Genomic DNA, 23,925 nt, shown 5'->3' with positions numbered 1-23,925 from the left:
ATGAGAAAAATATATTCTATATTACTTTGTGTGCTATGCTTGTCGGCTATTGGTTGTAGTGATGATAAGGATACGGCGGATGTAGCATTAAAGGCGATAAGGTCGGATGTTAAGTTTTCTGCGAATGGTGGCACAGGAACTATTGAACTGTCAGGCGGTAAACAGGTAAGTGCCACCTCGGATGTCGCTTGGTGTAAGGTAGCCAGTGTGTCCGATCAGGAAGTCAGTTTGGTTGTTGAGGCTAATCTTTCTATATCCAGTCGTACCACAATGGTGGTCATACAATCCGGGGAAGATATATTGCAAGTTCCCGTGACCCAGTTGGGCGATACTTTTATTTGTGATGTAGAAGGTACAAAGGATTTTCTTATGCAAGGGGGTGAAGCTGTTTTCACTTTGCATACCCGGCGCGAATATAGTATTCAATCTACTGCCGAATGGCTGACTTATGAATTGAAAGGCGATCAGCTTCATGTGGTGGTTTCTCCTATGTTGGACGGTACGGATTATCGGGAAGGGACGTTGACCGTTCAGAGTGGGAAAAATGAATGGTCGGCGACTTGTGTTCAGCGAGGATTGTCCGGTACATATACTATGATGCATACCCGTAATGACGGAAAACGTTATACGGGTAGTTGTACCTTTACGGCAACAGATGAGAAGGGAGTGTATGATTTGATAGCAAAAGATGTTCCGCTCAATAATGGTGTACCTTTTAAAGCTGTATTGACTGACGGACGGCTGGTTATCAACTTTGATAATCAGTATTTGGGATTTATCTCTCCTAATTACATTTATCTCTGTGCGTATGATAAAGCGGCTAATGTATTAACTTGGGGAGGAAATATCACGTATGTTGCTGATTTGCAGTTTACAAAAGCAGGATTACCATTCTTTGAGTTTAAAGATGATGGAACATGGAAAGATCATAAAGTAGACGGATTTATGTATGGCATTTTTGATAAGAAATGGGAAAATGGAGGCCAGTTTGCCGGAAAAAGTTACGGGTATGCGGTTGATATTGTAATGGAACACCAATGAAACAAGTTATATGCTGGAATGTAGAATGACTTAATACTAAAGATACAGCGACATGAAAGATACTAGAATAAATAACATGTTTTGAATATATGTAAGCAAGCGAGTTTAGAGTAAGTCGGATCATAAATTCTTTGAAAGATGATTTAGCTTACATTAATTATGTAGAATAGCTGTCTTGTGATAAAGCAGCTATTCTTTTTTGTATATAGGCGTACGTAGTGAATATTCAATTGATGCTTCTTTTTCTTATAGATTATCTATATGTTTCTAAACTTATTTGATAATTGTTTCCACACGTCCGTTCTTGAAGAAAACATAAAAGGAGCTGGAGTACATCCACTGCACTTCTCCGTTTGATTCCAGAACCGTTTGCGGTTTGCCGAAAGCCAGGCGGCATTCATCCTCGGTCATACCTTTCACCGGTTTACCGATACTGATCTCGTTCCAATGGGTGATCGGTGAAAGTTGATGTGTGGCGATGAAGTCGAACATCCGGTTGAGCATTTGCGATTCCACCTGTACGAAATCATCCATTATCTCCTTGTGCGACGCTTTCTTCTCCGGTTGCAGTTTCTCCATGGCGGTGACTTTCTTCATTACAAGTACCGACGATTCTATCAGGACATCAGAGAGATAGTAGACCAGCTTGCCTTCCGCTACCCGGAAAATGGCTTTGCAATAATAGGTGTTGTTCTGCTTTGAATCTGCTTGCGAGGCGAGTACCAGGTCGCAACTGAAACTTTTGGCCGGTACGTTGGCTTCCGTTATTCCTTCACGTAGCTTCGGACAGACGTTCTCCACCGTCCACAATAGCGCGTTGGCGTAGATATGCTCATCGCTTGCCGGGCTGAAAGAAGTAAACCCGCTGACTACGTATTTGCTGCCGTCGGCACTGACAGGATAAGTTTTCTTCTGTTCCGTAAACGTCTGCGCTATGGCGGGCAGTATTATCCCTATCAGTAGATAGATAATTGCAAGGAATCGTTGTTTGGTCATCATACTCCGTTGTTTTTAAGAAAAACAGCATTCACCCCTTCTCCCTGTTGAGAGAGAAAGACGTGAACGCTGGATATATGTGTAATTGAGGTTTGATTGTACTTCACTTAGAAAGCTACACCCAGACGAATCAGGACATTGCTGGTGTTACACTCCCATGTTTTGATAAAACCGCGCTGATAAGTGAAATCCAGGTTGAAACGGTCGTACCATATACCGACACCGATATTCATGCCTGCATCCACCCGCTTCCAGTCTTCCCAGTCGCCCATGTTGACGCTTGTTTCTTCACTGTCTCCCTGATAGGATTCTTTTTCTTTAATCTTACCTACATAGTCGCAACTTACGTAAGCGCCGAGATGTGCGTCGACTGCCAGAGCATCCGTAATGTTGTATTTATATCCGAAAGTAAACGGAGAAACCTGTACGTTGTGGGCCATTAAGCTTAGGCTGTATTCGTAGTCGCTTTCGTTTTCTTCGACCTTCCAGCCGCGGGAACCGAGTCCGAACTCCATTCCCCAGTACGTACCTACACTCCCTAATGGCTTCTGGAAACCGTAAACAAAGTTGTAACCGAGTTTGCTGCCGGTGTCTTCCGCTCCGTCTCCGGTCATTTTCATGACATTCAATCCGCCACGCAGGAACCATTGTGTTTCAGAAGGCTGTTTCTGAGCGGATTTGATGCTGACACTTCTGGATGATACAATCTGTGCTTGCACGCCTGCACACAGTAAGAATGCGGCTGCCAATGATAATAGTTTTTTCATGTTGAAATTCTATTTGATTATTAATACTTGTTGTCTGTTTATTTGATAACGGTTGTTATTTGATGACGGCGGCTATCTTGTCTTTGTCGGCTGTTGTGAGAGTTTTTTCCATGCGGATCCATTCGTAGTCCGAGGCTTCTGCCGTCTTCCAGTTGATAAAGGTGGCCGGATAGCCGATGACGGTCACTTTATATCCGTTCCCGTCGTCATTGGTTTTGACGTTGAATGTGGCTGCCACTATCACGTCTGCATTATGTTTTTGCGAAGACATATAGATTGCATAGCTGCGGATGTTGACCAGGTCGCCATTCATCTCCTGTTCGGCTTGTTCTCTGGTGAGCGTCCATTCGTCTTTGATGCGTCCTTTCGATTTGTCTATCTGCAACTCCACGGTTAGCGGCTTTACATAAGCGTTTGAGGTGACATCCAGCAGACGTGCCTGTGTTTCCTGCATTCTTACATTTGTTTTCTGTGCGTACGCTCCGATTGCACCGATAAAGGTGAGGAAAATAACTAAAATCAGTTTTTTCGTTTTCATATCCCTTTGTGATTATATGTTAATATGCTTGCAAAGGTATGCGAAAGGACTATACCAGCAGGAGAAAACATAGTTCCAAGGAGGATACGGAATTGTATCCTATTTGGATACACCGGAGGAGCTGCCCGTACTGATGCTGTCGGATAAATCGTGGAAGAAGTCGTGGTTGAGGATGCAGGAGATGCGCCAGAGCAGGTGGATGTCGATATTCTCTTTCCGGAAAATCTTGTAGACGTTGGGACGTGTGCAGCATAGCTGACTGGCGAACCAGGTAACAGTACGTCCTTGTTCGTGAAGCGTGCGTTCGATAAGTTGTCCCGCATGAATCATGTCATTCTGCAAGTGTGCGTCCCCCGGATTCCCGTTGGAGGAACGGATTATTGTAATACCGGCGAGAATATATAAAAGAGGCGTGGGAATCTCACCTTCGTCCGTTCCGTGTTTCAAGGCCTTCGCAATGCCATATCATCAAGAACGAACAACGCAGAAAGCCCACGCCGATATGTACAACACCCGTAACCTCCCTTTGTTTCGGCAAAGAGAGGCACGGATGTATATAAATACACATCAGGAGGACGTCTTTGTTGCTATTCATCTTTCTGGTGATATGAAAAAAACTGCGAAGTTTTGAAACACGAAAGACAAACGCTTGTAAACGTCTTCTCTATATAAACAGCTCTCCCCACTAACCACCCGAAGGCTTTCTGCGGAAGAGTCCGCTGCAAATTTATGAAAAATAATGAGGCGGGAGAACAATATGGTTGCTAAATTTTGCTTATTCAGACCGTGCGGCGTGTTTTCAGAACTTCGGTCACTTACTTTTTCGCGGACCGGATGTTTCGCATGAGTCCCTGATACTTGGCCCTTTTCACTGCGCTGCCCTTGAACAGTGTCCTGTATTGTTCTTCCGAGAGGCGGTGCCAGTCTTCCTTCCGCATGGTCAGCAGGGAGGCGGAAGGGGAGAATTCTATTGTCCGTGAAGGAGTCGCGAAGCGGTTCCATGGACAGGCACGTTGACATTCGTCGCAGCCGTAGATCATTTTGCCCATTTTTTGCCCCGTATCGGGCGGAAGTTCTCCACGGTATTCAATGGTCAGGTAAGAGAGACATTTGGCGGAATTGAGCCTGAAAGGCGCTTCTAGCGCTTTTGTAGGACAAGCGTTGAGGCAACGGGTACATGAACCGCAACGGTTTTCCTGCGGACTGTCATAGCGGTCGGCAGGCAAGTCAATAATTAATTCTCCCAAAAAGAAGCAAGAACCCGCTTGCGGAATGATAAGCTGGGTGTTTTTCCCTATCCAGCCGAGTCCGGCACGCCATGCCCAATAGCGTTCGAGTACGGGGGCGGTGTCGCAGAAGGCGCGTCCGCCGGCAGAATAGTTGTTTTGGATAAACTCAAGCAACGTCTTGAGCTTTGCCTTCATGACATCGTGATAATCTTTGCCGTAGGCATACCACGCTATCTGGTATTCATTCTCCGGCAGCTTCGTTTCGGGATAATAGTTCAGGGCAACACTCATAACGGTGCGTGCCCCTTCTACTAAGAGCCGCGGGTCGAGGCGCTTGTCCTCATAATTCTGCATATAAGCCATTTCCCCCTGGCAACCGTCTGCAAGCCATTGGCGGAAAGTATCAGCAACCTTTTCACTGACAGCTTCGGCAGGCGCTGCTCCACAGGCTGAAAAGCCGAGGCGCAGGGCTTCGGCTTTGATTATTTCAGTGGGGAGGAGTGCTTCCATTTTTATAGCTGATATAACGTATGTTTTAGCTGATATGACGTATTCTGTATAGCTCGCGTAACGTTATAACACTTTAAACTCATATCCTTCCGCTTTCAGAAACTCGATAGAGCGGGGGAGGGCATATTGCAGGTTCCCGTTGTTCCATGATTTCAGGGAGTCGTGGAAGGTGATGATAGAGCCGTTGCGTGCGTAACGTTTCACGTTGTTGAGTACCTGTTCCGGGCGCATCCGCTTACTGTAATCGCGGGTCACGAGGTCCCACATGATGATCCGGTAATGATAGCGGAGGGTATAGTATTGTCGGAAACCCATGTGGCCGTGTGGCGGGCGGAACAGGTCGGAATGTATGATTTCATCTACTTTTTGGGCATTTGCCAGATAGTCGGGGTTGGAGTATTCGAATCCACGGATGTGGTTGAAAGTGTGGTTGCCGATGCGGTGACCGTGTTCTACCACCATCCGGTATTCGTCCGGGTGTTTCTTTATATTGTCGCCTACCATGAAGAAGGTAGCTTTAATATTGTGTTTTTCCAGCAGTTCCAGTACCCAGGGAGTAACTTCGGGGATAGGTCCGTCATCAAAAGTCAGGTAGACGGCCCGTTCGTTCGGGTCCATTCGGAAAATGGCTTGCGGATACAACGCCCGGAAAAACCACGGTGGTTGTTCTATAAACATGAGAGTTTGTACTTTTTTGAAATAATAAGTAACAAGTAATAAGCAATGGGCTGCGTTGTAAACCGCATGGATGATATCGCTTAATACTTGTTACTTATTGCTTAATTTATTTCCCTTTCATTCTCGTCACATACTCGTTGTATAGTTGGTCGAGCTGTTCGGAGTAGTGTTTTGCAAGTTCTTCTGATTTGTATTTCTCCATTAGGCGTACTTCCGCGTCAAGCAATCCTGCATTGTACATGAAGTTTTCGCTGGCAATGGAGAGTTGGTAGTCGGTCAGACTCAGGTACCAGACCATGTATTCGAGCGACTTGTTGGCAAGTTCGTCGATAATCTTGTTCGCTTTCTCTGTCTGTCCCAACTGATAGTAGGCTTCTGCCATTTGGAAAGCCCCGTTGGCCCAGTCGTACGGTACGTTGGACGATGGAATCATCTTCTCGGCATAGTCGAGGGCGGCAAGCGCCTTGTCTTTTTTGCCTTCCTTGATGAGTTGTCCCACCAGTTGCGTGAAGATGCGGCGGTGTGTGTAGCACATACGCATCACGTTCTCGTCGATGTAGATTCCCGGCTTGTCGATACCGCCGAACTTGAACTTGTTCATCAGGTTGTCGTACATCTTTTCACTGTCGATTTTGCTGTTCAGTTTGTCCGTCTCGAACGGAGTGAAGCGGTAGGCAAGACCTTCCTGAACGAAGTGGTTATCCATGCCGAGGTGGTTTTCGCTGCCTACGGTGATTGCCATATAGATCGGGCGTTCCCAGTTGGCGTTGGCCAGCATTTCGAGCATCATCAGTTCGCTCTTGTAAAGCGCGCGTTTCGGGTTGCCGTTGGCGTCTTTCAGCGAGATAGTCATATATTCGGGGATAGAGTCACCCAAGGCTTCCGGTATCTTCATGCCGGAACGGCGCACGGCTTCCGCATCCACTTTCATCACGATACTGTCCGTCGGGATCAGAGGAAGTTCGATTCCCTGTCCGCTTTTCTTGAGCAGTTCCTTCAGTTGGTCGTTCTTGCCGAGCATCCAGCGGTTGATAATCTCCTTCAGTTCATACGGGTTCTCTCCGAAGATAGAGTGGACGAGAGACAATACGGTGGTGTCTCCTTGTGCTGCCAGTTCTTCGGCCTGCTTGAAGTAGTTGTCGATGAGCTTCTTCATTTCCGGGCGGATAGAGATATACTCGTTCTGTCCTTCCACGTATTGGACGCGGTCCCATGTGATAGGGAGAGAGGGCGAATCGTATGCCGGACGCTTCATCTGGTCGATGTACCAGTCGGTCTGCAAGTAACTCAGGTTACAAGTGCGGGCATCGGTACGGAAGCCTTCCGTTTCCTGGTTGTACCACAGAGGGAAGGTATCGTTATCACCGTTGGTGTAGATAATCGGGTTTCCTGATTCCTGCAGGGTCATCAGATAGTTCTGGCCGAAGTCGCGGGCTACGAAGCGGCCGCTACGGTCGTGGTCGTCCCACGTCTGTCCTGCCATTTGAATGGGGACAAACAGGCAGAGAACGGAAGCCAGAGCAGCGGCAGGAAGTTCCTGCATCTTGCAGTACTCCCGCAATAGCCGGATAACACCTGCCACACCCATACCTACCCAGATGGCAAAGGCATAGAATGAACCGGCGTATGCATAATCTCGTTCACGAGGCTGTGCAGGCGTCTGGTTGAGGTAGAGCACAATGGCGATACCCGTCATGAAGAACAGGAAGAATACTACCCAGAACTGCTGGATACCACGCTGACTGTGGTAGGCTTGCCAGAAAAGCCCGATCAGTCCGAGCAGCAACGGCAGGCAGTAGAATACATTGTGTCCTTTGTTATTCTTGAGGTCCTGCGGCAGGAATTCCTGATTGCCTACGAGCAGGTTATCGATGAACGGAATACCGGTAATCCAGTTGCCGTGTTCTATTTCTCCGCTACCCTGAATGTCGTTCTGGCGTCCGGCGAAGTTCCACATGAAGTAACGCCAGTACATGAAGTTCAACTGGTAGGAGAAGAAGAACTTGATGTTCTCCCATTGGGTAGGCATATTCACCATGACCATTTCTCCGCATTGGTCGTAAGGTACGTCATGTCCCTTGATGTCAACCCATTGCTTGTAGAGCGGGGCGTGCGAGGAACTGTACATACGCGGGAAAAGCATATTCTGTGCGTATTCATACTCGATACGTCCGGGGAGTTCGATATAAGAGTCTTTTTCGTCCGGCGAAGTCTTTTCCTTGCGGACATACTTGCTGCCTGTTTCTGACTGGCGGGGAATGCAATAACCGTCTTTTACGTCGAGTGCCACTTTGGAGGAGAAAGCAGGGCCGTAGAACAACGGGCGTGTGCCATACTGCTCACGACCGAGGTATTCGCCCAGCGTGAAGATATCTTCCGGTGAGTTCTGGTCCATGGGCGTGTTGGCGGTAGAGCGGATAACGATCAGTGCATAAGACGAATAGCCGATAACGATCATCATCGTGCACAGCAATGTCGTGTTCAGCGTGCGCGCCGAAATACGCCATTTCTCTTTCATCTTTTCCTGCATCTGCGGGGCAAGATAGATAGCCAATACGCCGATTACGAGGATACCGATGAGGATACTGCTGGCTCCATGTCCGTAGAACGGGATACCGAGCAGGGCAATCGTCAGGATAAAGGAGACAGCCATGCGCGCCTTGCTCTTTTGCGTGTAACTTTCGTAAACACCCCAGATCAGCGCTGCTGCAAGCAGGATGATATAGACCACTACCCCGGTGTTGAACGGCATTCCCAATCCGTTGACAAACAACAGTTCGAACCAGCCGCCTACTTTCACGATACCCGGCACAATGCCGTAGAGCACGGCTGCCACGAGCACCATGGAACCGAAAAGGGCAAGCAATGAACCTTTTGCGGTGGCATTCGGAGTTTTCTTATAATAGTAAACCAGCACGATAGCGGGCAAACAAAGCAAGTTGAGCAAGTGTACGCCGATACTCAAACCGGTCAGGTAGGCGATGAGGATAATCCAACGGTCGCTGTGAGGCTGGTCGGCTACGTCTTCCCACTTCAGTATCAGCCAGAAAACAACGGCGGTGAACAGGGAGGAGAAAGCGTATACTTCGCCTTCTACGGCCGAGAACCAGAATGTGTCACTGAATGTATAAACCAGTGCACCGACCAGTCCGCTACCCATAATGGTGACAAGCTGGCCTTTGGTAATATTGTTTTCATCGGTGATAATCAGTTTGCGAACCAGGTGGGTGATGCTCCAGAAAAGGAACAGGATACAGGCACCGCTCATCAGGGCACTCATATAATTCACCATTTTTGCCACGGTGGTCACATCGGAGGCAAACTGGGTGAACAGGTTCGCCATTAGCATGAAGAAAGGTGCGCCGGGCGGGTGACCGACTTCCAGTTTGTAGCCGGTAGTTATAAACTCGGGGCAATCCCAGAAACTTGCAGTCGGTTCTATTGTCAGGCAATAAACCGTTGCCGCAATGATGAATGTAAGCCAACCCATGAGGTTGTTTATGGTTCTGTACTGTTTCATTAGCACTATCGTAGTTTATTCGTTAAAAACAGGTTATGCGGTCGCAAAGATAGTGATTTGTAAGGATAATGAGGTAGAAAGTAAGAAATATTAAGTAACGGGAAGATGATTTACGCTATCTTATGTCCCTGCGGCGGTTGGGAAAAGCCCTGATAGGGGTGAGGAAGAACCGTAATGAAAACTCTGTTGTGAAGCCGCATTATATAAGTAGAAGAGCCGGCAAACATGAGAAAACAAGTAAGGAAAGTTACATTACACTACCGCTATCATTGGATTGCCACAGCCGTGGAGACTTCCTGCCATGGCTGTGGAAGGATCTCTCCACGCCCGTGACGAATACCTACCACGGCCGTGGCAAGCTAACAATACCGCCGCTCTAATCCATTGATACCGTCATTATAAAGGAACTTTAAAGCCGATACTATCTATATTCTCCTCCTTCTGGAAGGAGGAGTACCCGTAGGGGGAGGTGGTAGGTGCATGCGTAAATTAATAGATTATCAGCATTATGTATCTACCTGTCCACCCCTCCACAGCGAACGGCTAGTGGTGGTGATGATGTTCACCCAGAATGCGGTGCGGCAGCGTCCCGTGTCCGAGCAGTTCGATAGGACAGTTAAAGTTCTTTTCCAACCATTCGGTGGTGACCCCCGTATCGGGATGATAATCCAGAGTTTCGTTGACACAGGCGATAGATTTCACCTGTTGCAGCACCGTGCCGATGTCGTGACTGACAAGGATAATGGCACATTCTTTATTAATTTCCGCCAGCAACTCGTAGAGGCGTGCTTCGAAACGCTTGTCGATATACGTGCTGGGTTCGTCCAGAATAAGCACGGAAGGGTCGGAGATTATGGCGCGTCCCAGAAGCGCGCGTTGCAACTGTCCGCCGCTTAATTGCCCGATAGCACGGTGTTCGAGTCCTTCGAGCCCCATGCGGGCAATAATTTGCTTGCCCTTCTCCTTTTGTTCGGGGGTGAAACGGGAGGTCAGTGACTTCTGTATGCTGAGTCCGGAAAGGATTACTTCCTCCACTGATATGGGAAATTTCCGGTCGATCGTGCTGTATTGAGGCAGGTAGCCCAAAGAAGGCTTACAGTTGAAACTAATTTCCCCTCCGGTGGGCTTTAGCAGACCGAGGATGCACTTTACAAGCGTTGTCTTCCCGCCTCCGTTCGGACCGATAATTCCGAGGAAGTCCCGTTCGTAGACGGCAAGGTTGATGTCATGGAGAACATTGCGGCCGTCGTATCCGGCGGATAGGTTTTTTATTTCGATAATTGGCTTCGTCATTGGCTTTTCTGATATCACTGTCTGACTGTTTGTTCCTTTGTCTCGGCCGGGGCGAGAGCTTTGGCTACATTCAGCATTTCTGTTTCCCAGTCGTAGCTGAGGGGGTTGATAGGAACTACTTTGGTACCGGTCTGCTGCGCGATAGTTTCCGCATTGCGCTTGTCAAACTCCGGTTGGACGAAGATTACACGCACGTCTTCCGCTTTGCAGAGGTCTATCAGCTCTTTCAGGTGGGCGGGAGAGGGTTCTTTGCCTCCTTCTTCGATAGAAATCTGGTGCAGTCCGTAGTCACGGGCAAAGTAGGAGAGGGCCGGGTGGTAAATCATAAAGGATTTGACGGCGTCCGGTGCGGAGAGTTGTTGACGAATCAGACTGTCCGTTTGCTGGATGCGTTGGTAGAGGGAGTCGTACCGGTTCCTGTAATAAAGCTCATTGGCTTTATCAAGGGTGCAGAGCGCTTTATACGTATTTCCGGCAAGGATGAGGGCGTTGGCGGTCGAGTTCCATATATGTGGCTCTACGGCATGACTGTGACCTGGATGATTGTGACCTTCATGGTCATGATATCCGTTGCCATGTTCGTTGTCGTTCAGAATCAGGTCTATTCCTTTGGAGGTGTCGAACACTTGGATATGAGGGGCATTGTTCATCAGACGGTCCATCCAGGCCTGTTCGAAGCCGATGTAACCGATGCGGAAGTAGGCTTTGCTGTCGCCAAGGGATACGAGTTGCTGCGGAACCGGGTCGTATGTTTCCGGACTGGAACCTTTGGGGACCATGCTGACTACCGTGAACTTGTCGCCTGCAATGGCTTCCGTGAAATAGCGTTGCGGTTCGAGTGTGACGGTAATGACCGGCTTTTCCTCAGTACCGCTTTGGGACGTTCGTCCGGTGCACGCTGCCAGTAGGAGGCAGGAGCCGACGATAAGCAGGGTCTTCATATCTATTAGTTGCTTTTTCATGACTTGTTGTATTTCGGGTTGTTCTTACTTATCTTGTTTTACTTATTCTTGTTTTCGTTTTTAAGTTCTTATTCTTGTTTCCGGGCCCGCAGTATTTCCCGTTTTCCTCCCGGAGGGCCGGGAAGACGTTCCACGATGAATCCTGCGGCCTGCAACATTCGCCTGACGACTCCTTTGGCACAATAAGTCGTCAGGATTCCGCCGTTATTTAATAAAACATAAAGGCGGTTGAATAGTTCTTGCGACCACATCTCCGGCTGCTTTTCCGGTGCGAAGGCGTCGAAGTAAATCACGTCTGCTTTCCACCCTTCTGTCTCTGTTTCCAGCTTATTAAAGTCTTTTTGTACTTTTTGTAGGGTGAAGTGAGGGGTAATCGGTACGTCTTCTTCCCACGGGGAGGTATGAAGCTGTTTGAATAACTCGTGGGCCGGACACTGGTTGTCGCCTGTCATTAGTTGTTCGTTGGCGGAAATATACCCCAGTTGCTCTACGAGTTGCCATTCCAGGGGATAGAGTTCCAGACCTGTATAGTATACATTCCTCCCGCTTTTTTCTGCTTCTTCGAGGGTGAGCCAGGCGTTCAGACCTGTTCCGAAACCTATTTCCAGAATGTGAGGGGTGGTGGCGGTGGAGGCTTTCAGTCCCATATTGATGAAAATGTGCTGGGACTCCGTGCGTGCCCCTTTCGTTGAATGATAATGCTCATTCAATTCCGGAACAAACAGGGTAGTGCTCCCGTCATCGGTCTTCTCGATTATTCTTTTCATCGTATAACTTGCTATCTGATACTTATTGCTTGATTACTTAATGAAACATTTATCCTGCTACCACATTCCATGCACTTTCCAGCACATACAGGAGAAGGATGTAACGTATCAACTTGCCGGCAAACATGGAAGCTACCGTAAGCCATATATTGCTTCGCATAAATCCCAGTGCAATGGAGATAACTTCACCGATAGCCGGAAGGAAGGCGAAAAATGCCATAAGTGCTCCTTTCCCTTGCAGGAAGTTCACCATTTTGTCTACCTTTTCTTTCTTTACCTTGAAATATTTCTCTATCCAGCTTATTTTGCCCAGACGTCCCATATAGTAACAGGTCATTCCGCCTACCGTGTTGCCGAGTGCGGCGGATATCAGGCAGGCGGTAGGGGGCAGGCCGAGTTTGACGAGTGCCACCAGTACCAGTTCGGAACTGAAAGGCACGATGCTGCCGGCCAGTAAAGCCGAGATGAATAATCCCGGTAATCCCCATTCGATGAGGAGTTGTATTGTTGAGTCTATAAAAGCGTCCATATATTAAAACTGAATAGGAGGATGAGACTGACCAGCGAGATTATGAAGAATACGTTCGATGTCTTGCTGTTGGTCAGTACGAAAAAATGTCCGATCAGGATGCTGCTGCTTATCATGAGCAACGGCAACAGATTGACACAATAGGTTGGCTGCAAAGCTATGAGCAGGAAGAGGAAGATATTCAGGTCGATAAGAAATTGCAGATAGGCACGGGTGCGTATCTTGTCTTCAAATCCTGCGATGATGCAATGGGCGGCGCTGACAATGAACAGTACAAGTAAATAGCCGAGAACCGCCAATTCCCAAGGTTGGAGAATTTGCAGGTCGAAGGGCTTGCCGAAAGTTACCAGTTCGGTAAACGGACGGTAGAATAACTCCATTTGATTGTAGAAGAAGGCGTGCCCGAACAGGAACCAGTAAGGCAGTACCCAGCCTAAGAGCGCACCGCAGAAACTACGGGGCTTGAGTGCCTGAAAACGGTGAGCTTCGAATATCCAGAGTACCGAAAGGAAGGTGAGTTGGGGGAAAAGCAGGCTTCCCGCTCCGATGAAAAGGAAGGAATAGAATAAATAGCCTGCTGCCTGCGGCTGCTGATAACTTTTGAACAGGAAATAAATGGAGAACAGGAAAGCAAGGGCTGCAATGTCTCCTGCATATAGCAAGTGCATTTCCGGGCAGATAGTGACCAACAGAAAGTATATGGCTGTCTGCATGGACGCCCGCATACGGATAATGCCGAAACGGTTGTTCAGCTCTATCAGGCTATAACCGATAACGGCATAAATCAGATAGCTGACAAGTCGTTCGGCCCATGCGGGAAGTAACAAGTCGCGGGCGGATTGCCAGAGGGAGAGAGTGCTGTCTTCCACTGTTGAGGCTGTGAGGTCGGGCAGTAAAAAGGATGTCAGTACCCAACAGAGGGTACAGATAAAGACAACGATAGGCAGCGTCCACCGCCCTGCTGTTACTTGACCTTGCAGCTTTTTATTTCTCATTTAATCTCGTTCAATTATTTTTTTGTTGCTTCTGTTTCTTCTGTGGTTTCTATGGTTTCTTTCCCTTCTCTCCCTTTCTTTCCTTTCTTTCCGAATGGTTTTCTCCGAATGGCTTCCCCTCCTTCCGGGAAGGAGGGGTGGCTGAAAGCCGGGGTGGTAGGTGCGCCTATCTGTTTTAATAATAGACTTATGTATTCACCTACCACCTCCCCCTACGGGTACTCCTCCTTCCCGAAGGAGGAGAATGGAGATAGATTTGCCTCTAGCGTGGCTTTACCAAGGTGATTCTTATCTAGCGTTGACATCGTCTCTTCTCTAGAATAAACATCGCCTCTCATTTGAAACAATGCCGTCGAATGGAAGCCTTGCTTCGGCGTTACGCCGGCAGTTATAGGTCGAAGCCGATGTCGCGGCGGAAGTACTTCTTGTCGAAGTCAATCATGTCCGCTACTTTGTAGCTCTGTGCCAACGCTTCTTCTTTAGTAGCTCCATAGGAGCAGACAGCGATAACGCGTCCTCCGTTTGTAACTACTTGGCCGTCTTTCATAGCTGTTCCGGCATGGAAAATGATACTTTCCGTAGCGGCAGCCTGTTCCAGTCCGCTGATCGGGAATCCTTTCTCATAAGCTTCCGGGTAACCGCCGCTGACGAGAATCACACAACCTGCCGAACGCGGGTCCATAACGAGTGTCTTTTCGTTCAGGTTGCCTGCGGCAGTGCCTTCCAGCAGTTCCACGAGATCGCTCTGAATGCGGAGCATGACGCTTTCTGTTTCCGGGTCGCCCATACGGACGTTGTATTCGATCACCATTGGCTCACCTTTCACATTGATTAATCCGAGGAAGATGAAACCTTTGTAGACGATATTCTCTTCTTTCAGGCCGTTGATTGTCGGCTCGATGATGCGGGTGCGTACTTTCTCCATGAACACTTCGTCGGCAAACGGAACAGGGGTTACGCTACCCATGCCCCCTGTATTCAGACCTTTGTCGCCTTCACCGATACGTTTGTAGTCTTTTGCTACGGGGAGGACTTTATAGTTTTCACCGTCGGTCAGGACAAATACGGAACACTCGATACCGCTCAGGAACTCTTCAATGACAACTGTTGCCGATGCAGAGCCGAACATACCGCCGAGCATTTCTTTCAGTTCCTTTTTGGCTTCGTCCAGCGTGGGGAGAATCAGTACGCCTTTTCCGGCACAGAGGCCGTCGGCTTTCAGTACATAAGGAGCTTCCAATGTTTCGAGGAAGGCCAAACCTTCTTCAATAGTTGCGGAAGTGATACTTTTGTAACGGGCTGTCGGGATGTTGTGACGCATCATGAAGCCTTTTGCAAATTCCTTGCTTCCTTCCAGTTCGGCTCCCTGTGCGGAGGGACCGATAACAGCGATGTGTTTAAGTTCGGGGCGGTTCTGGAAGTAGTCGTAGATTCCTTTTACCAACGGATCTTCGGGACCTACTACGACCATGGCGATGTCTTCCTTCAGGGCGAAAGCGCTGATAGCTTCAAAATCAGTAGCCTTGATGTTGACATTTTCGCCTACGGCAGTTGTTCCGGCATTTCCCGGAGCAATATACAGCTTCTCAACTTTCGGACTTTGGGCAATTTTCCATGCCAGTGCATGTTCGCGGCCGCCCGAGCCTAGTAATAAAATCTTCATCTTTATACTGTTATAAGTTATACTGTTATACGTTTGATTAGGTATGGATAAGCAGCCGCTTTTTACAGGTTCTGCTCAAAGTACCGGGTGATTTTTTCGTGCAGATGTACACGGTCGCGACCTGATACGTTGTGCTTGTGGCACGGGTAGATGAACAGGTCGGGGTAGGTGCGGGCGTCTACACAAGCTTTCATGAACGACAAGGTGTGTTGAGGCACGCAAGTGTCGTCATGGTCGTCATGGATAATCAGCAGATGACCTTTCAACTGACCCGCGAGGTTTTTCAGGTTGCATTCCTTGTAACCTTCAGGATTGGTTTCCGGTGTGTCCATATAGCGTTCGCCGTACATCACTTCATAATATCCCCAGTCGATGACAGGGCCACCGGCTACGCCTACTTTGAATATTTCCGGGTAACGGAGCAACAAGGCAGTGGTCATGTGCCCTCCAAAGCTCCAGCCGTGCACGCCGATGCGTCCGCCGTCTACGTAAGGGAGGGATTTCAGGAATTCGACACCTTTTACCTGGTCTTTGCCTTCTTCAATGCCGAGGCGACGGAAGGTGGCGTTCTCAAACTCCAGTCCGCGGCTACTGCTGCCACGATTGTCGATCGTAAACATGATATAGCCTTTGTTGGCCATATACGTGTCCCAGCCACGTGCGCCATTCTGCCAGCCTCCGGTGACACATTGGGCATGAGGACCTCCGTAGACGTAAATAATGGTTGGATATTTCTTGTTCGGGTCAAAGTTTGCCGGCTTCATCAGGCGGTAGTGAAGGTCGGTTGTGCCGTCGGCCGCTTTGATTGTCCCGGTTTCAATACTTGGCATTTGATAACCTTCATACGGGTCTTTGGCAGTCAGCAGGTTTACGGTTTCTTTGAAGTTCTTTGTATCTACCAGATTGATGATGCGGGGCTGGTCTTTAGTGGAATAACGGTCGATAAGGAACGTCCCGGAAGCGTTGAGCACTCCGTTGTGTTCACTCTCTTTACTGCTATCGAACGGGCGGCTCATCTTTCCGTTGTTCACGTTTACTGCGAAATGACCGCTTCTCAAGCCCTCTATGGCGGTGAAGATAACTTCTTTCCGCTTAGCGTTGAAGCCTAATATGTTTTTTACCAGCCAGTTGCCTTTAGTCAACTGTTTTACCTTCACTGATTCGCGATATTGGGCGCCGCCGGTTCCTTCCTGAAGGTCACCGTAAATGCTTGCTTTGGTATCAAACAGATAGAGGTGATTGTATCCATCGCGCTGGCTCTGATAAATGAATTTGCTGGTATCCCACGGCAAGAATATAATCGGGTTTTGCGGCTCTACGTATTTCGGGTGAGTTTCTTCGTAGAGCACCTTTGTCAGCTTGCCTGTTTCTGCGTTGTATTGGCAAAGTTTGGCATGGTTCTGGTCGCGGTTTACTTCAATCAGGTAGAGGCTCTTCTCGTCCGGTGCCCAACTGATGTTCGTAAAGTAGCGGTCGGTAGGGTCGCCTGCATCCAGGTAAATGCTTTTGCCCGTTGCGGGGTTGTAGATACCTACCTTCACTTGGTGGCTGGTCATTCCTGCCATTGGATAGCGGACATTGTTCACTTCGCCCACACGTGCGGTAATGTCTACAAGCGGGTATTGAGTCACCATACTTTCATCCATACGGTAGAAGGCGAGCAGATTACCTTTCGGGCTCCAGAATGTACCTTTGTTGATACCGAACTCATTGCGGTGTACGGACTGGCCGCAGACGATGCCTTCGGGCTCGTTCGTCACCGCCTGTTCGTTTACGTATAGATTGTTGCCGATTGTATAGGCTACATTTCCATTGGCGGTGCAGTAGTCTTCGTTTTCCGCTTTGGCTTTAGGCTTGCGACTGCTGACAATCCGGTTGTTCTTGAAATCATATACGATGTATTTTCCGGCTATGTTCAGTAACATTTGCGGCTTTTCCGCCCATGGGAAACGTACGGAATACAAATGGGATAACTTTCCTGCCTTGTCTTCTGCAAGCGCTTTGTTGATTTGCTCACGGGTGATGAGCATTGTTTCTTTGCCTGTTTGCGGCTGGATAGAATAGATGGTGTCGATGCCGGGTTTAATACACTCGTCGCCCCACCATTGCAGCCCGTACAGGTTTTCTGCATAACGATAACTTTCACCGCCCGGAATCAGGTCTTCCAGTGTCGGTTTCTTGGTTTCTTGTGCCATAACATTGATTACAATTGGGATTGCCAACAACAAAAGGAAGGCTCTTTTTCCAACTTTACTCATTGCTCTTTTCTTTATTATTTGTTTTTAAATCCTTTTATTTTTACTCTGTCCAAAGAAGTGCTCTTTATCCGAATAGCAGCACCCAACTTGGTAAAAGCATTGAATAATCCATTAAATTGCTTTTCGTTGCTAATTTCTTGTGAATGTGCAATTAACTATTAACGCTTGTTTACTCCTCTTCCTTCTTCGGAATCCTCGGTTCCCGATTTCCTTTGAACTCTCTCGGAGCTTTCGGGTCTCTTCGGCTACGGAATTCTCCCTGCGGTTTTCTCTCTCTGTTTCCTTCCCGCTTGAATTCTCCTTCTTCCCGGCGCGGCTTGTATTCTCCTTCTCTGCGAGGTCTGGAGTCACCTTCCCGGCGCGGCCTGAACTCACTTTCTCTACGGGGTTTGAATTCTCCTTCCCGACGAGGTTTATATTCTTTTCTTTCCCTGAACTTAGACGCTTGTTCTCCTTCCGTCTCTTTCTTTTCTTCTCCTGCTTCTTCCTGACTCTTGAATTCCTTGTATTTTCCGTCAAAGATTTCATATTTGCGGAATTCACATTCCAGTGGCCCGTTGAACAAAGGAACCTTTTGGCTGGCTTTCAAACCAATCTGGTCGAAACACTCTTCCCGGTAGGAGAGAACCCATGCCTCGTTTCCTACAAACGCGTGTTTCAGGCGCTCGCCAATCATTTGGTATAGTCCGAGTAAATCATTGGTGGAAATACGCTCTCCATAAGGAGGGTTGGTGATGATGACAGACTTCTCTTTCGGCTGTTCGAATTGCTGGAACGGTTGCAGTTTCAGTACGACATCTTTCGATACCCCCGCTGCCTTTATGTTATGAGTTGCTATTTCGTTCGCTTTCGGATTGTTGTCGTATCCGTAAATTTTATGTGTAAATTCACGCTCCTGACTGTCGTCATTGTAAAGCTCGTCGAACATATCCGCATCGAAATCCACCCATTTCTCAAATGCAAATCCCTTACGGAATACGCCCGGAGCGATGTTTCTTGCTATCAATGCAGCTTCCACTGGAATAGTACCCGAACCGCACATCGGATCAATCAAGTCACATTCTCCCCGCCAGCCGGTCATCAGAATCATACCGGCAGCCAATACCTCGTTCAACGGAGCTTCTACGGCTTCCTGGCGGTAACCGCGCCGGTGAAGTGATTCACCGGACGAGTCCAAAGACAAGGTGCAGGTCGTTTGTGCGATATGGATATTCAACAATACGTCCGGATTGCTGATGCGTACAGACGGGCGTTTGCCTGTCTTTTCACGGAAATAATCCACGATTGCATCTTTCACCTTGTACGAAACAAACTTCGAATGGCGGAATTCTTCGCTGAATACTACTGCATCTATTGCAAATGTCTTGTTTACGTCGAGATATTCCTCCCAAGGAATTGCCTGTATTTCATTGTAAACTTCGTCGGCATCCTTTGCCGTAAAGTTCTTGATCGGTTTAAGAATACGGATAGCAGTACGGAGGCAGAAATTAGCCTTATACATCATACGCTTATCCCCTGTGAATGACACCATTCGGCGGCCTATTTGAATGTCGTTGGCTCCTAGTGCTGTCAGCTCTTCTGCAAGTATCTCCTCCAGTCCCTGGAAGGTCTTGGCAATCATCTCGAATTGTTCGCTCATATATAGTTATTTGGTTTTATTTTTTTGCTTTGGTTTGTACGATTCTTGCTCCTGCGGGGACGTTCTCCGTCACCCAGATATTACCGCCTACGGTTGCATCGCGTCCGATAGTGATTCTTCCCAGGATAGTGGCGTTGGAATAAACGATTACATTGTCTTCCAGTATCGGGTGGCGCGGGATGCCTTTGATCGGCTTTCCATCCGCATCCAGCGGGAAACTCTTGGCTCCCAGAGTGACGCCCTGATAGAGTTTGACGTTGTTTCCGATGATACTCGTTGCGCCGATTACCACACCTGTGCCGTGGTCGATCGTGAAGTGACTGCCAATCTTGGCGGCCGGATGAATATCAATACCTGTTTCGCTGTGCGCCATTTCCGTAATGATACGCGGAATCAGGGGGACACCCAGTTCCAGTAGCTCATGCGCGATGCGGTAGTTACTGATGGCCTTGATAGCGGGATAGCAGAAAATAACTTCGCCATAACTTTCGGCGGCAGGGTCGCCGTTATAGGCGGCTTCTACGTCGGTAGCCAGCACTCTGCGCATGACAGGCAATTTGCTGATAAACTTGGCGGCAAGGCGGGCTGCTTCTTCTCTCTTGGAATCGGAGCAGGCATTACATCTTCCTTCTATACTGGTTCCAAAACACAATCCGGCAAGGATTTGCTCGGTAAGCAAATCAAATAACTTCTCAATATTTACACCGATGTGGTAATTGATTGTCCGGCTGTTGATAGTGGAATTTCCGTAATATCCGGGAAATAAGATAGAGCGTGAAAGCTCGATAATTTCATACAAGACTTTAGCAGAGGGCAGTGGTTCGCCATCTTTGTGTTGATGAAACAGTCCTTTGTAAGATTCGCTTTCCGATAGCTCATCGACTGCCTGTGTCAAAATGTGGGTGAAGTTCAGTGGACTCATTAGGTCAGTTGCTCATATTTATATGGGGACAAAGGTATTAAAAAAATAATAAAATTGGTTGGGATTCAGGATAAATAATGTATTTTTGTCACATTCAAAACATGACATGAATAAGGGATTGATGAATGGGAGGACTACTATGAAGCTGTTTGGCTTGTTCGGGCTTTTGATATTGTTGTATTGCGGGTGTGCTGACAGGCATCGCCATAAGCCTTTTTGTGAGCAGGAACTTGTCGATTCTCTCGAAGTCCGCGTTCAGGATTCTCTTTTCTCCAATGTACTTTATTCCCGTTCGCAGGTACGTGACGCGCTGGTGCAAGTGCAAGACTCACAAGTGTATTATCGTCTGCTCGCCCTTTATGGTAAAACCTTCTTTGTTTCTTCTGATTTTGACTCCATACTTTATTACAATCGACAGGTTAAGCAATTCTCCCGCAATGTTTCCGAGTGTCCTCGCTGGAACGATGTCCTGGCCGATGTTTATAATGTTGAAGGAAACGTTTGGATGCAGTTGAACCGTCCCGATTCTGCCATACTTGATTATCAAAAGGCGTATGCATATCGTCTGAAAGGAAAGCGCCTGCACCTTCTTCCCGACATTTGTATCAATATGGCTGACGCCTGCCTGCATCGCAGTGACTTGGCGCACACTGCCTCTTATTACCGCCGCGCCTTGTTTCTCTGCGATTCTCTGAGATTGTCCGAACATACGAAATTCCCTGTCTATTACGGTTTGGGACAAACTTATATGGACTTGCGCGACTTCGATTTGTCCAACCATTATTATGAACTGGCAGGAAAATTCTTTGACGAAATGAATGTGGGAGAACGTTGGACCTATCTCAACAATCGCGGAAATCATTATTATTACAGGAAGGATTATCAGGAAGCATTGAACTATATGCGCAGAGCCAATGCCTTAGTCTCCGCCCACCCCCAAATGGTGTTTGAACAGAACTTTATCAAAGTAAACCTGGGAGAATTATACTTGTTGACCAATAACTTGGATTCAGCACAGATATGCCTGGACGAGAGTTATCGTTTCTTTTCGGAAATTCAGCATAACTCGGCTGTATACTATATCGAAACTCAAATGATTGAACTGGCGTTACAGAAAGGAAATATGGCGCTGGCTCATAAAATGATAGAACGTACCGCTCCTGTGGGACATCTTGATGCCAATATGCTGACAATACGCAACCAATATCTCCAGCATTACTTCGAGCGTGCCGGCGACTACCGCCGTGCTTATGAATATTTGAAGCGTGACTGTCGTCTGGATGATTCTATCCGTAGCGAACGGGTACAGACACGTGTCGCAGAACTGGATATGCGCTATCGTCAGGACACTATTGTATTGCGGAAAGAAATGCAGATTCAACGGCAGGCAGGTGAAGTGAAAGCTTTGAAGTTGAGCGTTTATATATGGGTACTTGTTTGTGTGCTGCTAGTTGCAGGAACAGGCGGTATCATCTGGTATATGCGGAAGAAAAGAGAATTTCTTCGTGAACGCTTTTTCCGGCAAATCAACCGTGTCCGCATGGAGAACCTGCGGAGCCGGATTTCCCCCCATTTCACTTTCAATGTATTGGGACGTGAGATTAATCAGTTCACGGGGTCGGAAGATGTGAAGAATAACCTGTTGGAGCTGGTTAAATATCTCCGACGCAGTCTTGAACTGACGGAAAAACTAAGTGTTTCCTTACAAGACGAGCTGGATTTTGTACGTTCGTATATTAATCTCGAAAGAGGACGCGTCGGCGAAGATTTTACGGCAACGGTTACAGTGGAGGAAGGACTGGATGCAAGTCGTGTGATGATTCCTTCGATGATTATACAAATCCCGGTTGAGAATGCAATCAAGCATGGACTGGTTGGGAAAGATGGTGAAAAGGAGTTGACGGTACATGTCTCTCATGAAAAGAATGGTATCTGTATTACGATTTGTGATAACGGCCGCGGGTATCTTCCGAACGTAACTTCGGCAACACGGGGAACGGGTACCGGACTGAAGGTGTTGTATCAGACCATTCAACTGCTGAATACGAAAAACAAGAGTGACAAAATACGTTTTGAAATAACCAATAGAAACAGTGGACAGACCGGTACATTAGTTTCGGTATATATCCCGTTTCGTTTTTCTTATGATTTATGATGGATACAAAAGAAAAGTACAAAGTGGTCATCATTGATGACGAACGTTCTGCAAGTGACGCTTTGCGCCGTGAACTGGAGCCTTATCGTGAATTTGAGATAAAGGGAATTGCAAGCAGTGGTGCAAAAGGGAAAAAGATGATTATGGAGTTACATCCGGATTTACTCTTTCTTGATGTGGAGCTTCCGGATATATTGGGCCTTAATTTGCTAAGTGAGATAAGGGATGATGTATTGTGGGATATGAAGGTTGTGTTCTATACGTCCTATGATAAATATCTGCTTCAGGCTTTGCATGAGTCGGCTTTTGATTTCTTGTTGAAACCTTTTAGCGCGGAAGACTTGAAAGTTGTCATAGACCGTTATCGGAAAGCGATGCGTTCTGCTGTAGTGGCGCCTCCCTCTTTTGCTTCTTCTATTATAGCTCTGATGCCGCAACAGGGAATGTTTATGATTAGCACGGTGACAGGATTCAAGCTCTTACGGCTAGAAGAAATCGGATTTTTTGAATATTTGAAAGATAAACGTCAATGGCAGGTGGTTCTGTTTAATCAAATCCGGTTGAACCTGAAACGGAACACGAAAGCGGAGGATATCGTCAGTTATTCGCAGGCTTTCGTGCAAATCAGCCAGTCGGCCATTGTGAATGTAAATTATCTGGCTATGATCGATGGAAAGTGTTGCCAACTTTATCCGCCTTTCCACGATAAAGGTGATCTGGTCATTTCCAGAAGCTATCTGAAAGAATTGCAGGAACGGTTTTATGTCTTGTGATACAGCCTACGGTTATATAAAGTGAAAACGCCTCTTCTTCATCAGGAGCGGCGTTCTCTTTTGTTAGAATATTAGAATGAGAGAGAGTTTTTGTTACATATTTGTATTATCCATTGTTACAGTCATCTCGGGTACCAGTACATAAGCACGCTTTTTAGCGTTCCATTTATAGTAATTGGTAGTGACGGTCTTGCCTTCATAAATATAGTTGATACGCAAATTCTTTACCCATTCGTCCTTGTTGCTGTCCCATTTGAGGGCTTCGCTTTCGGTCATGCGTTTATTGTCGTCGTACTTATAATTGTACTTCATATAGTTGGCAAGTGTATTTCCGTCCATTTTGTAAACGGTCTGGCCTACTGTCATGCCATTTTCTTCTATCGGATTGTAAATCAACTGACCGTCGTTGTTACGTGCGGAAGCGGTGAAAGATGCAATAAGAAGAGCAGCGGATAAAACGAACATTTTTAAGGATACTTTTGCTTTCATGGCTATTTTAGTTTTAAGTTATACTTTCATTTGTCTACTGATGTATCAGTTTTACGCTGCAAACTTACATATTAATTTGATATTTATGCATTTTGGGGAGTGAAATATTATCAAATTGTCAAGTGTGGGTGCTGGCAGTAGTTTGCTTTTTGCCAAGATTAGTGACAAAAAAATATCCGGCAGTCAATCTGCCGGATATAG

At 47.3% G+C, this 23,925-nt stretch carries 21 protein-coding genes; 3 read left to right on the top strand and 18 right to left on the bottom strand.

Annotated features, from left to right (window positions below):
• The gene (locus BHV72_RS07785) at window positions 1-1,041 is read left to right on the top strand and encodes a BACON domain-containing protein (RefSeq protein WP_229093527.1); all 1,041 of its coding nucleotides are present in this window, start codon (window positions 1-3) and stop codon (window positions 1,039-1,041) included.
• A 273-nt stretch (window positions 1,042-1,314) separates the two neighbouring features.
• On the opposite strand, the gene BHV72_RS07780 is transcribed toward BHV72_RS07785, so the two are convergent.
• The 17 genes from BHV72_RS07780 to BHV72_RS07700 form a co-directional block, all read right to left on the bottom strand.
• Window positions 1,315-2,040: a hypothetical protein gene (locus BHV72_RS07780; protein WP_055169820.1), complete on the bottom strand. Its 726-nt coding sequence runs from the start codon at window positions 2,038-2,040 to the stop codon at window positions 1,315-1,317.
• Window positions 2,041-2,144: 104 nt separating this feature from the next.
• On the bottom strand, window positions 2,145-2,804 hold the full coding sequence (locus tag BHV72_RS07775) for a porin family protein (protein WP_022043197.1): 660 nt from the start codon (window positions 2,802-2,804) through the stop codon (window positions 2,145-2,147).
• A 55-nt stretch (window positions 2,805-2,859) separates the two neighbouring features.
• Window positions 2,860-3,342: a hypothetical protein gene (locus BHV72_RS07770; RefSeq protein WP_005676855.1), complete on the bottom strand. Its 483-nt coding sequence runs from the start codon at window positions 3,340-3,342 to the stop codon at window positions 2,860-2,862.
• Between the two features lie 99 nt (window positions 3,343-3,441).
• A complete protein-coding gene (locus BHV72_RS07765) occupies window positions 3,442-3,672 on the bottom strand; it encodes a hypothetical protein (protein ID WP_081447298.1) in 231 nt (76 codons plus the stop codon).
• Window positions 3,673-4,157: 485 nt separating this feature from the next.
• Window positions 4,158-5,081 (bottom strand): tRNA epoxyqueuosine(34) reductase QueG, encoded by a 924-nt coding sequence (gene queG / locus BHV72_RS07760; protein ID WP_258909023.1) that lies wholly within the window; start codon window positions 5,079-5,081, stop codon window positions 4,158-4,160.
• Window positions 5,082-5,144: 63 nt separating this feature from the next.
• Window positions 5,145-5,759 carry a polysaccharide deacetylase family protein gene (locus BHV72_RS07755; protein WP_005676862.1) on the bottom strand — a complete coding sequence of 205 codons (615 nt, stop codon included), beginning with the start codon at window positions 5,757-5,759 and terminating at the stop codon, window positions 5,145-5,147.
• Between the two features lie 106 nt (window positions 5,760-5,865).
• Window positions 5,866-9,279, bottom strand: a complete 3,414-nt coding sequence (locus BHV72_RS07750) for a glycosyltransferase family 117 protein (RefSeq protein WP_286855552.1) — start codon at window positions 9,277-9,279, stop codon at window positions 5,866-5,868.
• A gap of 543 nt (window positions 9,280-9,822) precedes the next feature.
• A complete protein-coding gene (locus BHV72_RS07745) occupies window positions 9,823-10,572 on the bottom strand; it encodes a metal ABC transporter ATP-binding protein (protein WP_005676865.1) in 750 nt (249 codons plus the stop codon).
• A 14-nt stretch (window positions 10,573-10,586) separates the two neighbouring features.
• Complete coding sequence (locus BHV72_RS07740; protein WP_286855551.1) at window positions 10,587-11,534, bottom strand: metal ABC transporter solute-binding protein, Zn/Mn family; 948 nt, start codon at window positions 11,532-11,534, stop codon at window positions 10,587-10,589.
• A gap of 68 nt (window positions 11,535-11,602) precedes the next feature.
• Entirely contained in the window at window positions 11,603-12,301 is a 699-nt protein-coding gene (gene mnmC2, locus BHV72_RS07735; protein ID WP_286855550.1) for a tRNA (5-methylaminomethyl-2-thiouridine)(34)-methyltransferase MnmC2, read from the bottom strand.
• 49 nt (window positions 12,302-12,350) lie between these two features.
• A complete protein-coding gene (locus BHV72_RS07730) occupies window positions 12,351-12,830 on the bottom strand; it encodes a YqaA family protein (RefSeq protein ID WP_005676868.1) in 480 nt (159 codons plus the stop codon).
• A complete protein-coding gene (locus BHV72_RS07725) occupies window positions 12,815-13,825 on the bottom strand; it encodes a hypothetical protein (protein WP_055256095.1) in 1,011 nt (336 codons plus the stop codon). Before BHV72_RS07725 ends, BHV72_RS07730 begins: the two co-directional genes overlap by 16 nt.
• A 14-nt stretch (window positions 13,826-13,839) precedes the next feature.
• Window positions 13,840-14,031: a hypothetical protein gene (locus BHV72_RS07720; protein WP_032838428.1), complete on the bottom strand. Its 192-nt coding sequence runs from the start codon at window positions 14,029-14,031 to the stop codon at window positions 13,840-13,842.
• 182 nt (window positions 14,032-14,213) lie between these two features.
• Window positions 14,214-15,488: a phosphoribosylamine--glycine ligase gene (gene purD, locus BHV72_RS07715; RefSeq protein WP_005682516.1), complete on the bottom strand. Its 1,275-nt coding sequence runs from the start codon at window positions 15,486-15,488 to the stop codon at window positions 14,214-14,216.
• A gap of 62 nt (window positions 15,489-15,550) precedes the next feature.
• Window positions 15,551-17,746, bottom strand: a complete 2,196-nt coding sequence (locus BHV72_RS07710; RefSeq protein ID WP_286855548.1) for a S9 family peptidase — start codon at window positions 17,744-17,746, stop codon at window positions 15,551-15,553.
• A 169-nt stretch (window positions 17,747-17,915) separates the two neighbouring features.
• Window positions 17,916-19,385: a THUMP domain-containing class I SAM-dependent RNA methyltransferase gene (locus BHV72_RS07705; protein ID WP_122264054.1), complete on the bottom strand. Its 1,470-nt coding sequence runs from the start codon at window positions 19,383-19,385 to the stop codon at window positions 17,916-17,918.
• 16 nt (window positions 19,386-19,401) lie between these two features.
• Window positions 19,402-20,307, bottom strand: a complete 906-nt coding sequence (locus BHV72_RS07700; RefSeq protein ID WP_005676874.1) for a serine O-acetyltransferase — start codon at window positions 20,305-20,307, stop codon at window positions 19,402-19,404.
• Window positions 20,308-20,428: 121 nt separating this feature from the next.
• On the opposite strand from BHV72_RS07700, the gene BHV72_RS07695 reads away from it, so the two are divergent.
• Complete coding sequence (locus tag BHV72_RS07695; protein WP_286855555.1) at window positions 20,429-22,462, top strand: tetratricopeptide repeat-containing sensor histidine kinase; 2,034 nt, start codon at window positions 20,429-20,431, stop codon at window positions 22,460-22,462.
• On the top strand, window positions 22,459-23,235 hold the full coding sequence (locus tag BHV72_RS07690; protein WP_286855547.1) for a LytR/AlgR family response regulator transcription factor: 777 nt from the start codon (window positions 22,459-22,461) through the stop codon (window positions 23,233-23,235). Before BHV72_RS07695 ends, BHV72_RS07690 begins: the two co-directional genes overlap by 4 nt.
• 93 nt (window positions 23,236-23,328) lie before the next feature.
• Here the strand turns inward: BHV72_RS07690 and BHV72_RS07685 are convergent, their stop codons facing one another.
• Window positions 23,329-23,724: a DUF3836 domain-containing protein gene (locus BHV72_RS07685; protein WP_005676878.1), complete on the bottom strand. Its 396-nt coding sequence runs from the start codon at window positions 23,722-23,724 to the stop codon at window positions 23,329-23,331.
• Window positions 23,725-23,925: the final 201 nt, after the last annotated feature.

The sequence above is a fragment of the Bacteroides sp. 43_46 genome (genome assembly GCF_001915455.1).
GTDB classification, from domain to species: domain Bacteria; phylum Bacteroidota; class Bacteroidia; order Bacteroidales; family Bacteroidaceae; genus Bacteroides; species Bacteroides caccae.
This window is presented reverse-complemented; position numbering and strand designations above follow the sequence as displayed.